At 69.7% G+C, this 13,823-nt stretch carries 12 protein-coding genes; 8 read left to right on the top strand and 4 right to left on the bottom strand.

Annotated features, from left to right (window positions below):
- Window positions 1-15: 15 nt before the first annotated feature.
- The gene (gene clpB, locus AQJ46_RS32890) at window positions 16-2,613 is read right to left on the bottom strand and encodes an ATP-dependent chaperone ClpB (RefSeq protein ID WP_059209026.1); all 2,598 of its coding nucleotides are present in this window, start codon (window positions 2,611-2,613) and stop codon (window positions 16-18) included.
- A gap of 128 nt (window positions 2,614-2,741) precedes the next feature.
- On the opposite strand from clpB, the gene AQJ46_RS32885 reads away from it, so the two are divergent.
- Window positions 2,742-3,155: a pyridoxamine 5'-phosphate oxidase family protein gene (locus AQJ46_RS32885; RefSeq protein WP_059209025.1), complete on the top strand. Its 414-nt coding sequence runs from the start codon at window positions 2,742-2,744 to the stop codon at window positions 3,153-3,155.
- A 128-nt stretch (window positions 3,156-3,283) separates the two neighbouring features.
- On the opposite strand, the gene AQJ46_RS32880 is transcribed toward AQJ46_RS32885, so the two are convergent.
- Window positions 3,284-3,619 (bottom strand): Rieske (2Fe-2S) protein, encoded by a 336-nt coding sequence (locus AQJ46_RS32880; protein ID WP_028809089.1) that lies wholly within the window; start codon window positions 3,617-3,619, stop codon window positions 3,284-3,286.
- Between the two features lie 289 nt (window positions 3,620-3,908).
- On the opposite strand from AQJ46_RS32880, the gene AQJ46_RS32875 reads away from it, so the two are divergent.
- From AQJ46_RS32875 to AQJ46_RS32860, 4 genes are read left to right on the top strand one after another with little or no spacing between them, the layout of a single operon-like run.
- A complete protein-coding gene (locus tag AQJ46_RS32875) occupies window positions 3,909-4,949 on the top strand; it encodes a helix-turn-helix domain-containing protein (RefSeq protein WP_079072513.1) in 1,041 nt (346 codons plus the stop codon).
- Complete coding sequence (locus AQJ46_RS32870) at window positions 4,946-5,929, top strand: helix-turn-helix transcriptional regulator (RefSeq protein WP_059209023.1); 984 nt, start codon at window positions 4,946-4,948, stop codon at window positions 5,927-5,929. Before AQJ46_RS32875 ends, AQJ46_RS32870 begins: the two co-directional genes overlap by 4 nt.
- Window positions 5,926-6,924: a helix-turn-helix transcriptional regulator gene (locus AQJ46_RS32865; RefSeq protein ID WP_059209022.1), complete on the top strand. Its 999-nt coding sequence runs from the start codon at window positions 5,926-5,928 to the stop codon at window positions 6,922-6,924. Before AQJ46_RS32870 ends, AQJ46_RS32865 begins: the two co-directional genes overlap by 4 nt.
- Window positions 6,921-7,913 carry a helix-turn-helix transcriptional regulator gene (locus AQJ46_RS32860; protein ID WP_059209021.1) on the top strand — a complete coding sequence of 331 codons (993 nt, stop codon included), beginning with the start codon at window positions 6,921-6,923 and terminating at the stop codon, window positions 7,911-7,913. The genes AQJ46_RS32865 and AQJ46_RS32860 overlap by 4 nt, the downstream gene beginning before the upstream one ends.
- On the opposite strand, the gene AQJ46_RS32855 is transcribed toward AQJ46_RS32860, so the two are convergent.
- Window positions 7,876-8,904 carry a helix-turn-helix transcriptional regulator gene (locus AQJ46_RS32855; RefSeq protein WP_059209020.1) on the bottom strand — a complete coding sequence of 343 codons (1,029 nt, stop codon included), beginning with the start codon at window positions 8,902-8,904 and terminating at the stop codon, window positions 7,876-7,878. The genes AQJ46_RS32860 and AQJ46_RS32855 overlap by 38 nt on opposite strands.
- 307 nt (window positions 8,905-9,211) lie before the next feature.
- Here AQJ46_RS32855 and AQJ46_RS32850 point away from each other — a divergent pair, with 307 nt between their 5' ends.
- Genes AQJ46_RS32850 through AQJ46_RS32840 form a run of 3 tightly spaced genes read left to right on the top strand, consistent with a single transcriptional unit; the run spans window position 9,212 to window position 12,542 of the window.
- Window positions 9,212-10,753 carry a circularly permuted type 2 ATP-grasp protein gene (locus AQJ46_RS32850; RefSeq protein ID WP_057614679.1) on the top strand — a complete coding sequence of 514 codons (1,542 nt, stop codon included), beginning with the start codon at window positions 9,212-9,214 and terminating at the stop codon, window positions 10,751-10,753.
- Entirely contained in the window at window positions 10,750-11,682 is a 933-nt protein-coding gene (locus tag AQJ46_RS32845; RefSeq protein WP_059209019.1) for an alpha-E domain-containing protein, read from the top strand. The genes AQJ46_RS32850 and AQJ46_RS32845 overlap by 4 nt, the downstream gene beginning before the upstream one ends.
- A gap of 2 nt (window positions 11,683-11,684) precedes the next feature.
- The gene (locus AQJ46_RS32840) at window positions 11,685-12,542 is read left to right on the top strand and encodes a transglutaminase family protein (RefSeq protein ID WP_059209018.1); all 858 of its coding nucleotides are present in this window, start codon (window positions 11,685-11,687) and stop codon (window positions 12,540-12,542) included.
- Between the two features lie 39 nt (window positions 12,543-12,581).
- On the opposite strand, the gene AQJ46_RS32835 is transcribed toward AQJ46_RS32840, so the two are convergent.
- Window positions 12,582-13,685, bottom strand: coding sequence for a sugar ABC transporter substrate-binding protein (locus AQJ46_RS32835; protein WP_059209017.1), 1,104 nt, complete (start codon window positions 13,683-13,685; stop codon window positions 12,582-12,584).
- Window positions 13,686-13,823 lie beyond the last annotated feature (138 nt).

Below are 13,823 nucleotides of genomic sequence, written 5' to 3'. Positions count from 1 at the left end.
TCGTCACCACCGTGCTCAGAGCGTCTTGCCGGTCGCCGGTCCCACGATCAGGCCGTCGCCGAAGGCGTCCACCCGGACCGTGTCGCCGTCCTTGACCTCGCCGGACAGGATCTCCTTGGCGAGGCGGTCGCCGATGGCGGTCTGGACGAGGCGGCGCAGCGGGCGGGCGCCGTAGGCCGGGTCCATGCCCTCCACGGCGAGCCAGTCCAGCGCCGCGTCGGTGACCTCCAGGGTGAGCCGGCGCTCGGCGAGACGCTGGGCGAGCCGCTCGATCTGGAGCCGCGCGATCCGGCCGAGCTCGTCCTTGCTGAGGGCCGAGAAGACGACCAGGTCGTCGAGCCGGTTGAGGAACTCCGGCTTGAAAGAGGCCCTGACCACCTCAAGGACCTGTTCCTTCTTCTCCGTCTCGCTGGTGATCGGGTCGACCAGGAACTGGCTGCCCAGGTTGGACGTCAGCACCAGGATCGCGTTGCGGAAGTCGACCGTACGGCCCTGCCCGTCCGTCAAGCGCCCATCGTCCAGCACCTGGAGCAGGATGTCGAAGACCTCCGGGTGCGCCTTCTCCACCTCGTCGAGGAGCACGACGCTGTACGGCCGCCTGCGTACCGCCTCGGTCAGCTGACCGCCCTCCTCGTAGCCGACGTAGCCGGGGGGCGCGCCGACCAGGCGGGAGACGGTGTGCTTCTCGCCGTACTCGCTCATGTCGATGCGGACCATCGCCCGCTCGTCGTCGAAGAGGAAGTCGGCGAGGGCCTTGGCGAGTTCGGTCTTGCCGACGCCGGTGGGGCCGAGGAAGAGGAAGGAACCGGTGGGCCGGTCCGGGTCGGAGATCCCGGCCCGGGTGCGCCGCACGGCGTCGGACACGGCCCGCACGGCCTCGCTCTGGCCGATGAGCCGCTTGCCCAGCTCCTCCTCCATGCGCAGCAGTTTCTGCGTCTCGCCCTCCAGCAGACGGCCCGCCGGGATGCCGGTCCAGGCGGCGACGGTGTCGGCGATGTCGTCGGAGCCGACCTCCTCCTTGACCATGGTGTCCTTGGAGACCTCCTCCTCGGCCTCGGACGCGGCCTCCAAGTCCCGTTCCAGGGTGGGGATCTCGCCGTAGAGCAGCTTGCTGGCGGTGTCGAAGTCGCCGTCGCGCTGGGCGCGTTCGGCCTGACCGCGCAACTCGTCCAGCTTTTCCTTCAGTTCACCGACCCGGTTGAGGGACTGCTTCTCCTTCTCCCAGCGGGCGGTCAGGCCCCGCAGCTCCTCCTCCTTGTCGGCGAGGTCGCGACGCAGCCGCTCCAGGCGTTCGAGGGAGGCCGGGTCGGTCTCCTTGACCAGCGCGAGCTCCTCCATCTTCAACCGGTCGACACCGCGCTGGAGTTCGTCGATCTCCAGGGGCGAGGAGTCGATCTCCATACGGAGGCGTGAGGCCGCCTCGTCGACGAGGTCGATGGCCTTGTCGGGCAGGAAGCGGGAGGTGATGTACCGGTCGGAGAGGGCCGCGGCGGCCACCAGCGCGCTGTCGGCGATCTGGACCTTGTGGTGGGCCTCGTAACGCCCCTTGAGCCCGCGCAGGATGGCGATGGTGTCCTCGACCGTCGGCTCGGCCACCAGCACCTGCTGGAAGCGCCGCTCCAGGGCGGGGTCCTTCTCGATCCGCTCGCGGTACTCGTCGAGGGTCGTCGCACCCACCATCCGCAGCTCACCGCGGGCCAGCATGGGCTTGAGCATGTTGCCGGCGTCCATGGAGGAGTCCCCGCCGGCGCCCGCACCCACCACCGTGTGCAGCTCGTCGATGAAGGTGATGATCTGCCCGTCGGAGTCCTTGATCTCGGCGAGGACGGTCTTCAGCCGCTCCTCGAACTCACCGCGGTACTTGGCGCCGGCCACCATGGCGCTCAGGTCGAGCGAGACGAGCCGCTTGTCCTTGAGCGACTCGGGCACGTCCCCCTTCACGATCCGCTGGGCGAGCCCCTCGACGACGGCCGTCTTGCCGACGCCGGGCTCACCGATGAGGACGGGGTTGTTCTTCGTACGGCGGCTGAGCACCTGCACGACCCGGCGGATCTCCTGGTCGCGGCCGATGACGGGGTCGAGCTTGCCCTCCCGTGCGGCGGCGGTGAAGTCGGTCCCGAACTTCTCCAGGGCCTTGTACTGCCCCTCGGGGTCGGCGGTGGTCACCCTGCGCCCTCCTCTGGCCTTCTGGAAGGCGTCGATCAGCTTCTTCGGGGTGGCCCCCTGCTGGGTGAGCACGTCGGCGGCCGGTCCGCCCTTGGCGGCGATGCCGACGAGCAGGTGTTCGGTGGAGAGGTACTCGTCACCGAGGTCGTTGGCGCGGGCCTGCGCGTCGGCGATGACGGAGAGCAGGTCGCGGTTGGGCTGCGGCGGCGCGACGGTGGACCCGGCCACGCTGGGCAGCGAGCCGAGCACCTTCTCCGCCCCGACCCGCACGGCGGCCTGGTCGGCGTCGACGGCGGCGAGCAGATCGACGATGTTCTCGTTGTCCTGCCCCTGGAGCAGAGCGAGGAGCAGGTGGGCGGGGGTGAGGTCCGGGTGTCCCTCGGTCACGGCCCGGTTGCTGGCCGCGTTGATGGCGTCCCGGCTCCGGTTGGTCAGCTCGGCATCCACGTGTCCGTACTCCTCCTCGGTGTCAGCTCCTGTACCGACTCCTGTCACTGACTCAGTCAGCGTACATAAAGTTGAGTCTATTCCACTCAAGGCAGTCTGCGGGAGGAATGGGGGACTAGCTTCCCGGCATGACCTCCTACACCCAGGATCCGGGTGCCCCGGACCCGTCGTTCCTCAGCTTCTGGCGGGAACGGCATCTGTGCACGCTGACGACACCGCGCCCGGACGGGAGCCCGCACGTGGTGCCCGTCGGGGTGACATACGACCCCGAGGCCCGTCTTGCTCGGGTGATCGCGAGCCGGACGAGCGCGAAGGTACGGCACGTGCTGGCGGCCGGCGAGGGCGGGGCGGCGGTGGCGGTGTGCCAGGTGGCGGGGCCGCGGTGGGCGACGCTGGAGGGGCGGGCACGGGTCCGCACGGAGCCGGAACGGGTCGCGGAGGCGGTGCGGCGATACGCCGAACGCTACGAGCGGACCCCGGCGCCGAACCCGCTGCGGGTGGTCATCGAGATCTCGCTGACGGGCGCGATGGGACGTTTTTGAGCCACGGGCCGATCACCGATACCCGGAAATGTCCCCCCAAACTGCAGCGGCGTCACCGTGTTCAGGTCACGGTGACGCCGCTGCGGGGGGAAGCACCTGAGCGATCTTGTTACGACGGGGGAATCGCGTCAGGCACTGCGGGGGGTGGCTGAGATGGTCCGCGGGGTGGGGGTTTCCGGTTCCACCAGCCGATGGTCTCGTTGGTCCAGATTCACAAAGATCATTCCGTACCGGATGGCACACCGAACGGGCTGCGGCGCCCCCCGAGGCCGCCGCAGACACCGGTACGCCCGCACGTCCTCGTCCTCGTCCCGCGTGACCACCACCGGCTCGCCGAAGACGGTCACCATCAACGAGTCACCGGGGTGGGGGATCGCGGTGACGAGGTCGATGAAGTGCCAGCCGGAGCGGTAGGCGGTGGCCATTTCTCTGCGGAAGGAGCGGTCGTCGGGTGGGGTGGTCATCGGCCTCAGTCCCACTTACTGTCGGCCGGGCCCACGACCACGTCATCGTCCGCGACAACGACAGACTGCACACCACCCGTCTCGTGCGCATCGCTCTTCGTACCGGAGAGGCCACTCAGAGCTCCGAAGGCCACAACGGCGGAGAAGGCGGCGACAAGCACCGAGCGAAGCATTCTCTTACGCATAGTCGGCTTCGTCCTCACTTGAAGGTCCCCTCTTCCCCCGTCGAGTAAGACGATGGCTCATTCAGGCACGTCATGGCCACACGATCGGTGCATCATGTTCCTGCATGTTCAGGACCCTGGGGGGTGGAGATTTGGCAACAAATGGGATTAAGGCGACACATCCCCATGCGATGACCGAGTTGTGCGAAGAGGGAAGCCGCCTCTACGCAGATGCTCTGCGCACGGGACGAATCCTTCGGGAGGACACCAAAACCGCCCCCTGCCTGATGGAATTCGCCCTTCTGCACCCCGATCCCGACGACGCGAACTGGCTGCGCCCCGTCTCACCTGCCGTCGCCCTGGCGCAGCGCCTCCACCCCATAGAGCACGAGATCAGCGAGAACCGTCGGCTGTCGATCGCGCTCACCGAAGCCTTCGAGCCGTTCATGGCCCTCAGCGCTCAGGAGACCACCTCCACCCACTCGATCACCGTGCTGGAAGGCCTCGACCGCATCAACGCGGCGCTCGACCTGGCCACCGCCCAGTGCCAGACCGAGATGCTCACGGTCCAGCCGAGCGGTCGCCGCAGCTCCGAGAACAGGCTCATGGAGGCACTGGAACGCGATAAACCGCTCATAGAGCGCGGTGTGCGGATCCGGACCCTCTACCAGCACACGGCCCGGTACAGCCCCGAGAGGCTCGCCTGGGTGGACCACTTCGCCGACGGGAAGGCGGAGTACCGCACCATCGACGAACTGGTCGAGCGCCTCATCATCCTTGACGAGACCGTCGCGTTCATCCCCACCCGTGACGACCGGCAGGTCGCCCTGGAGCTCCGTCATCCCGGCCTGGTCCGGTACCTGATCAAGGTGTTCGAGTTCATGTGGACCCGTGCCGTCCCCCTGAACGCCGGCGCCCCCTATGAAACGGCTCCCGACGGCATCACGGACATCCAGCACTCCATAGCCAAACTGCTCGTGGAGGGCCATGTCGACGAGGCGATAGCCCGCCGCCTGGGCATGAACGTACGCACCTGCCGTGCCCACATCGCCAAGCTCGCGACCGCCCTCGGCAGCGGCAGCCGCGCCCAGCTCGGCTTCCTCATCGCGCAGTCGGGCATCCTGAAGCCCGACCAGCCGATACCGGGGGGAGACGACCACCCGTGACCGGGGCTCACACGCACGGAACGGAGGAACTGTGCGAGGCGGGCCTGGACCTGTACACCCGTGCGCTGCGTGAGGGGCGGGTGTCCTCCGCAGAGGGGCACGCAGCGCCCTGTCCGGTCGATCTGGGGCTCCTGCAACCGGACGTCGCGGACCTGCGGTGGCTGCGGCCCATCGCTCCGGCCTTCGCCCTCCACCGCCTGCTGCGTGGCATGGAGGAGCGCATCGCGGACGAGCGGCGGCGCGAGGAGCGGCTGGCGTCGCTGTTCGAGCCGCTCATGAGGATCGGCAGCGGGCATCCGGCAGCTGCCGGGGGTCCGTCGATCAGCGTCCTCAGCGGATTCGAGCGGATCAACACGGCCATCGCCGAGGCGATGGCCGATGCCGGCCGAGAGGCCCTCACCGTCCAGCCCTACAACGGCAGGGACGTCGGCGCCCGCCTGGCGGCCTCGCTGGGACGCGATCAGGCCCTCCTCGACCGCGGCGGCCGTATCCGCACCCTCTACCAGCACACGGTCCGGCACTCCCCCGCAGTGATCGCCCGCTACGAACAACTGAAGGGTGATGCCGAGGCCCGCACCCTGGACGAGGTCACCAACCGCCTGATCATCCTCGACCGCGAGGCCGCCTTCATCCCCGCCAACCAGGACCGCACCCTCGCCCTGGAGATCCGCCACCCCGCCATCGTCGACTTCCTCGCCACCGCCTTCGACCGGCTGTGGCGGCTGGCCACCCCCATGTACCCCCAAGCCGTCCACCCGCCCTCCCCGGACGGCATCCCGCCCCGCCAACGGGCCATCGCCGGGCTGCTCGTGGAGGGCCACACCGACGCCGTCATCGCCGAGCGCCTCGGCATGAACATCCGCACCGCCCGCGTCCACATCGCCAAACTCGCCGCCACCCTCGGCAGCGAGAGCCGCGCCCAGCTCGGCTACCTCATCGCGGAATCAGGAATCCTCAAGCAGGAGGGAGTGACCGAGTGATCGCGGTGCCACATCCGGAGCACGGCGTGGAGAACCTGTGCGCGGCAGGGACCGAGTTGTACGCACGTGCCCTGCGCGAGGGGTACGTGCTGGGCGTCGACGCCAAGGAAGCGCCCTGTCTGCTCGACTTCGGTCTCCTGCATCCCGCCGTCACGGACCTGGACAGGCTGGAGCCGGTCGCCCCGGCCGTCGCTCTGCACCGCATGCTGCGGATCGCGGAGGAACGCATCGCGGACGAACGACTGCGTGAGGCACAACTGACCGAGACGTTCGAGCCCCTGATGCGGATCGACGGCCGCCGTACGGGAACCGAGGACTCCTCGATGATCAGCGTCCTGAGCGGGCTCGACCTGATCAGCAGGGTCATCGGTCAGGCCGTGGCCGCCGGCTCCGAACTGCTGGCCGTCCAGCCGAACACCAGCGACAGACACGCCCAGCCGCCCCCGCCCGTGCATGTCGAGGCCTTCGACCGCGACCAGGCCCTGCTCGACCGCGGCGGCCGAATCCGCACGCTCTACCAGCACACCCTGCGCCACGCCCCCAGCGTCGTGGCCCGCTACGAACGTTTGAACGGCGACGTGGAGGCCCGCAGCCTGGACGAGGTGACGGAGCGTCTGATCATCGTCGACCGGACCGTGGCCTTCATCCCCGCCAACAAGGACCGCACCCTCGCCCTGGAGATCCGCCACCCCGCCCTGCTCTCCTTCTTCGTCACCGCCTTCGACCGGCTGTGGCGACTGGCCACCCCGATGTACCCCGAAGCGGTGCAGCAGCCCACGCGCAACGGCATCACTCCCCGCCAACGGGCCATCGCCGCGCTCCTCGTCGAGGGCCACACCGACGCCGTCATCGCCGACCGCCTCGGCATGAACATCCGCACCGCCCGCGTCCACATCGCCAAACTCGCCGCCACCCTCGGCAGCGAGAGCCGCGCCCAACTCGGCTATCTCATAGGGCAGTCCGGCATCCTCGGCCAGGAGGACACGGGCGAGTGACGACGGCGGCGGCCCATCCGGAGCACGGCCCGGAAGACCCGTGCCCGGAAGGCATCGAGCTCTACGAACGTGCCCTGCGCGAGGGCGGCATCGGCCGGCCGGAGGCCTCGCCCGCCCCTTGCCTCCTCGACACCGGGCTGCTGCGGCCCGACGCCCGGGACCCGGCCCGCCTCGAAGCCGTACCGCCCGCCCTCGCCCTGCACCGCATGCTCCGCGCCACCACGGACCGTGTGGTGCACGAGCGGCGGCGTACGCAACGGCTGACCGAGGCGTTCGCGCCGCTCATGGGGATCGACGGGCGGAGTGCGGCGGCCGCGGAGAACCCTGCGATCAGAGTGATCAGCGGTACCGGCCCCATCAACGAGGCCATCACCGAGGCCATGGCCGGCGCCGTACGCGAACTCCTGTGTGTGCAGCCCAACGTCCACTACAGCGACCGTCGGGGCGCCGCCGCCCAGGTCGTCGCGATGGACCGGGACCAGGCGCTCCTGGACCGCGGTGCCCGTATCCGCACCCTGTACCAGCACACCCAGCGCCATATGCCGCTCGTCCTCGCCCGCTACGAGCAACTCCGCGGCGACGCCGAGGCCCGCTCCCTGGACGAGGTCACCGACCGGCTCATCGTCGCCGACCGGGACGTGGCGTTCATCCCCGCAGGCGGGGACGGCACGGTCGCACTGGAAGTGAGGCACCCGGCCCTGGTGGAGTTCCTGGCCGTCACCTTCGACCGGCTGTGGTGGCAGGCCACGCCCATGTATCCGCAGACCGTCCACCGGCCGAGCCTCAATGGCATCACACCCCGCCAACGGGCCATCGCCGGACTGCTCGTCGAGGGCCACACCGACGCCGTCATCGCCGACCGCCTCGGCATGAACATCCGCACCGCCCGCGTCCACATCGCCAAACTCGCCGCCACCCTCGGCAGCGAGAGCCGCGCCCAGCTCGGCTACCTCATCGGACGGTCCGGGATTCTTGACCGGGGAGCGTGATCGAGGGCACGGCCGTCGGGCCGTTCAGGCCCACCTGCGCTATCCGGACACCCAGTTGCGTACGACTGGCCGCCCCGAGCGTCTCCGACAGTCGCGCGATATGGGCCCGGCAGGTGCGCACGCTGATCCCCAGCCGTTCCGCGATCACCGCGTCCTGGTGGCCCTCGGCCAGCAGTGCGGCGATGGACTGCTCACGGTGGGAGATGCCCTCGATGCCGGTGTCCGGGAGGGGGGCGGTAAGGGGGATCGCCAGGCGCCACAGGCGCTCGAAGACCGTCAGCAGATACTCCACCAGCGCCGGGTGCCGCAGCTCCAGGGCGAGGGTGCGGTCGGCGTTCGCGGGGATGAAGGCCACCGTACGGTCGAAGAGGATCAGCCGGTCGATGACCTCGTCCAGTGTCCGCGCCTGGACCGAACCGCCCATCAACTCCAAGTAGTTCAGTAGCCCTTGGCCGTGCCGGGCCACATGGGTGTACAGGTCCCGCATCCGCACGCCCCGGCCGCGCAGCGCCAGCGCCCGGTGCAGGCCCTCCGTCAGCTCGTGCTCGGGGCGGATGCCGCCGGGCTGGACCGTGAGGACCTCCGTCGTGCACGCCTCGGTGGCCTCGTCCATCGCGGCCTGGATCCGCGAGAGGCCGTCGAGGACCCGGATCGCGGTCCCCTCACCGGCGCCCGGCACGACACTGGGCCCCAGACCCGCGTACCGCTCCACCGCCGCGACCGCGTCCCCCACCCGCTGCTGGCTCGTGCTGACCTCGTCGTAGACGCCACGCAGCAGCCGGGTCATGACCTCCTGCGGTGCCGTCGGCACCAGCCAGTCCATGTCGTCGGGGTCCGGGTGCAGCAGGGCCAGTTCCAGCAGACAGGGCACCGGCTCGGCGTCGGCGCGCGGCACGCGGCCGCGGCGTACGGCCCGGGAGTACACCCGATCCCCGGCCTCGCACAGCCGTTCGGCACCGTGAGGATGGTCGTCCGCCCTGAGCCCGGCCATTGCCCATCCCACCCCCGGTTCCCGCGTCTACCGCCCTCTTGTGCTGTTTTCCCATCGGGGCGCAGAAGCCCCCAGGCTCCGCAACTATGCGCGGCCCCGACCCGCTCCGCAACACGGCTCCTCGGGCCGACGCCAGGAAAAACGGCCGGTATACCCCGTTACCTCCGGGCCTCCGTCGGTCCGTCTGCAACAAGCTGCTCCCCCGCCCGGCCAGGACCGTCCCGGTGCGGAACAACCCGCTCCGCGCGTCAACTCCCGGAAATCACGCAGTGATCATCCCGTTACGTGCCGCACTTAACGTCAGGTCATGGCGGACATATTTGACGCATACGCGTTGGCCGACGCGTGGGACGAGATGTTCGAGCGGCCGGGTGAGGTCAGGACCGCCTACGAGCCGGTGCTGGCCGCACTCCAGCCGATCGAACCGAGCGAACTCAGGTTCCGGGCCGACCAGATGGCCCGGGCCTTCACCGACCGGGGCGTGACCTACGCCTTCGCGGGCGAGGAGCGGCCCTGGCCGCTGGACCTCGTGCCCAGGATCCTCGACGCCCTCGAATGGGATCTCATACAACGCGGGGTGAGCCAGAGAGTCAGAGCCCTGGAGGCCTACCTCGCCGACGCCTACGGGCCCGCCCGTGCCTTCGAGGACGGTGTCGTGCCCTGGCGGCTGCTGCTGAACTCCCCGCACTTCCACCGCGCCGCCCACGGGCTCGAGCCCACGGGCGGCGTACGCATCCATGTCGCCGGCATCGACCTGGTCCGGGACGAACAAGGGGACTTCCGGGTCCTGGAGGACAACGTCCGGGTTCCCAGCGGCGTGTCGTACGTCATCGAGAACCGGCGCGCCATGACCCGCGTCTTCCCGTCCCTCTTCGCCGAGCAGCATGTGGTTCCCGTCGACGGTTACGCGCAGAAACTGCTCGCCGCCCTGCGCGCCGCCGCGCCCGACGGCGTCCAGGACCCCCGGGTCGTGGTCCTGACCCCCGGGCCCAGCAACGCCGCCTACTTCGAACACGCCCTGCTCGCCCGGCTGATGGGCGTGCAGCTGGTCGAGGGGCACGACCTGGTGTGCCGGAGCAACCGGGTGTGGATGCGCACGACACGCGGAGAAGTGCCCGTCCACGTCGTATACCGGCGCCTGGACGACGACTTCCTCGATCCGCTCCACTTCCGCCCCGACTCGGTGATCGGCTGCCCGGGCATCCTCGGCGCGGCGACGGCGGGCCATGTCACCCTCGCCAACGCGGTCGGCAACGGCATCGCGGACGACAAGCTGCTCTACACCTACGTCCCGGACCTGATCCGTTACTACCTCTCAGAGGAACCGATTCTTCCCAATGTGGAGTCCTTCCGGCCCGACGAACCCGGCCAGTTGGAGGCCGTCCTCGACCAGATCGACCAGCTCGTCGTGAAGCCCGTCGACGGGGCCGGCGGTCAGGGCATCGTCATCGGGCCGAAGGCCGACCGCGAAACCCTGGAGAGGACCCGCGAGGCCGTCCGCAAGGACCCCCGCGGTTTCATCGCCCAGCGCCCCGTCGCCCTGTCCACCTCCCCGACCCTCGCGGGCGAACGCATGGCGCCCCGCCACATCGACCTGCGTCCCTTCGCCGTCAACGACGGCAACGACATCTGGGTCCTGCCCGGCGGTCTGACCCGGGTCGCCCTCCAGGAGGGCAACCTGATCGTCAACTCCAGCCAGGGCGGCGGCTCCAAGGACACCTGGGTGCTCGCCGAGGGCCCCGCGGAACCGCCCACACCCGCGAACGGAACCGCCCTCCTGGACATCGCCCCGCGTCAGCACGGTCCCGACGGCAACCCCACCGTCGTACAGGAAGGGGCCCAGCAGTGAACGACGTGATCCTCTCGCGGATAGCCGAGGCACTGACCTGGACCGGCCGTTACGTCGAGCGGGCGGACAACACCGGCCGCATTCTCGACGCCTACCTCCACCGGCTGCTGGAGGACCCGTGGCGCGACGAGGACGTGGCCTGCCGATCGCTGTACGCGATCCTCGGCGTCGACGCGGGCGGCACCCGGGTCGACATGCAGCAGGTCCTCGACCAGCTCGCCTTCGACGCCCGCTCGACCTGCTCCATCGAGGGCGCCCTCGGCGCGGCCCGGCTGAACGCCCGCAGCGCCCGTGAGGCCGTCTCCTCGGAGATGTGGGAGTGCCTGAACTCCACCTGGCACGCGCTGGCCGACCAGCGGCTCGCGGCCCGCCGTACCGGCCCCTACGCCTATCTGGAACTCGTACGGCGGCGCGCGGCGCTCTTCTTCGGGCTCGCCGACTCCACCATGAGCCGCGACGACAGCTGGCGTTTCGTCGTGCTGGGCCGCAGCCTGGAGCGGGTGGACATGACCGTACGGCTGCTGTCGGTCCGGGTCCTGGACGCGGCCCACGCGCCCGACTGGCCGACCCTGCTGAGCGCTTCGGGCGCCGACGAGGCGTACGCGCGCGTGTACGGCGGTTTCGGCGACACCCCGCGCGTCGCCGAGTTCCTGCTCCTGGACCGCGACTTCCCGCGCTCCGCGCTGCACGCTCTGACGACGGCGGAGGAGTGCCTGACCGCGCTCGGCCGGCCGCGCCAGGACCCCGCGCGCCGCCCGATCGGCCGGATGCGCACCCGTCTGGAATACCTCGACCTGCACGCCCTGGAGGAGCAACTCCCTCTGCTGCTCAGGGACCTGCAAACCGCCTGCATGGCCTCCGCGGAAGCGGTGGCGGAGCGGTTCTTCCCGTACCAGGGGCCCGTCGAGTGGGCCCAGGAAGGAGCGTGAGCATGACCACCACGCCCGCGTCCCGCCGCCTCCGGATCAAGCACACCACGAAGGTCTCGTACGCCCAGCCCGTGGCCTCGTCCCACAACGAGGTCCGCATGACCCCGCTGACGCTGCCCGCCCAGACCACCCTGGACGCCCGGGTCACCGTCAACCCGACCACGCCCACCTGGTCCTACTGGGACTACTGGGGCACCCAGGTCACCGGGTTCGATCTGATGGAACCGCACGGCCATCTCACCATCACGGCCTCCAGCCTGGTCGAGACGTCCCGGCCGGAGCCGCTGCCGGCCGCGCCCACGTGGGACGAGGTGGCCGAACGCATCGCGGGGTCCCGCCTGTTGGAGTTCGCGAGCCCCACGGGCCGTACGACGGTCCCGCCGAAGCTGATCAAGAAGGCCCGGAAGGCGGCGGCCGGTCTCGACCCGCACGGGACGGCGGTCGCGGTGTCGGCGCTGGTCGCCGACCGGGTGTCGTACCTCCCCGGCGCGACCAGCGTGAACACCTCCCCCGCGGAGGCCTGGGAGCAGGGCGCCGGCGTCTGCCAGGACATCACCCATCTCACCGTCGCCCTGCTGCGGGGTGCCGGTCTCCCGGCCCGCTATGTCTCCGGCTACCTCCACCCGGAACGCGACGCCGAACTCCACCGGCCCGTCGCCGGGGAGAGCCACGCCTGGATCGAGTACTGGGCGGGCGACTGGTGCGGCTACGACCCCACCAACCGCGTCCGCGCCGACGAGTCCCACGTGGTGGTGGCACGGGGGCGCGACTACGACGACGTGACGCCCCACAAGGGCATCTACCGGGGCGTGCCCGGCGGTTCGCCGGAGGTCACGGTGGAGTTCACGCGGGTGGCGTGAGCGGACGGGCGGAGGGGAGTTCCCTCCGCCCCGACACGGCTACTTCAGGCCCGCCGCCGCGCAGTCGCTCTTGAACTGCGCGGTGCAGATGTCCTTGATCGTGTAGATGCCGTCCTTGACGACCGTGCTCTTGATGTTGTCCTTCGTCAGGGCGACGACCTGGACGAGCTGGGCCGGGATGTTCTTGTTCGTGGGGCTGTCGACGCTGTCCGTGGCGAGGGCGTCGAACTGGATGCCCTTGCCCTGGACCTTCATGACGGCCATCTCGGCGGCGGCCTCGGCCTCGCCCGGGTACGGCTTGTAGACGCTCATGTACTGCGCGCCCGAGACGATCCGCTGCACCGCGGCCAGCTCCGCGTCCTGGCCGGTGATCGGCGGGATGTTCGTCATGCCCGCGTCCTGCATCGCCTGGATCGCGGCGCCTGCCATGGCGTCGTTGGCGGAGTAGACGGCCTTGATGTTGCCCTTGCCGATCGCGCTGATCGCCTCGGTCATGTCCTTCTGGGCGGTCTCCGGCTTCCAGCCGTCGACGTCGTAGGTCTTGGCGATCGTCACCTTGCCGTTGAGCTCGGACATCGCGCCCGCCTTGAACTGTCCGGCGTTCGGGTCGGAGGGCGAGCCGTTGATCATGACGATCTTGTCGGAGGTGTCGATGCCCGAGCCGATCGCCTCGACGAGGGAGCGCCCCTGCACCTCGCCGACGAGTTCGTTGTCGAAGGAGACGTACGCGTCGATCGGGCCCTCGGCGAGGCGGTCGTAGGCGATGACCGGAATGCCCGCGTCCTTGGCCTTCGTCACCATCCCCGCGATGGCGTGCGAGTCCACGGCGTCCAGCAGGATGACGTCGACCTTCTCGTCGATCATCTGCTGCATCTGGGTGGCCTGCTTCTTGGCGTCGGCCTCGCCGTTGGCGTAGAGGGTCTTGCCCTTCTTGTCCGTGAGCTCGGCGACCTTCCGCTGGATGATCGGGTAGTCGAACTCCTCGTAGCGGGTGTTCGTCTTCTCCGGCATCAGCACACCCACGGTGATGTCGTCGCCCTTGGTCGGGCTCGCCTCGCTCCCGCTCGCGGCGCCGAGCGCCCCGCAGGCGGCCAGCGAGAAGGTCATCGTGGACGCGGCCACGGCTATGGCGATACGACGCATGGGGCTGCTCACTTCTGGTGCTTTCCGGACGCGGGCGCGGCATTGCGGCCCATGTGTCTGAAAAGACAACGCGGGGCCGCCCAACGACGTCAAGCGGAATCACTTAACGAGTGCGCAACGCCACTCTCCGCCGATGGT

Source organism: Streptomyces canus (genome assembly GCF_001514145.1).
In the GTDB taxonomy this organism is placed as follows: domain Bacteria; phylum Actinomycetota; class Actinomycetes; order Streptomycetales; family Streptomycetaceae; genus Streptomyces; species Streptomyces canus.
The sequence above is the reverse complement of the archived record's forward strand: the minus strand, read 5'-3'. Positions and strand labels throughout refer to the sequence as shown.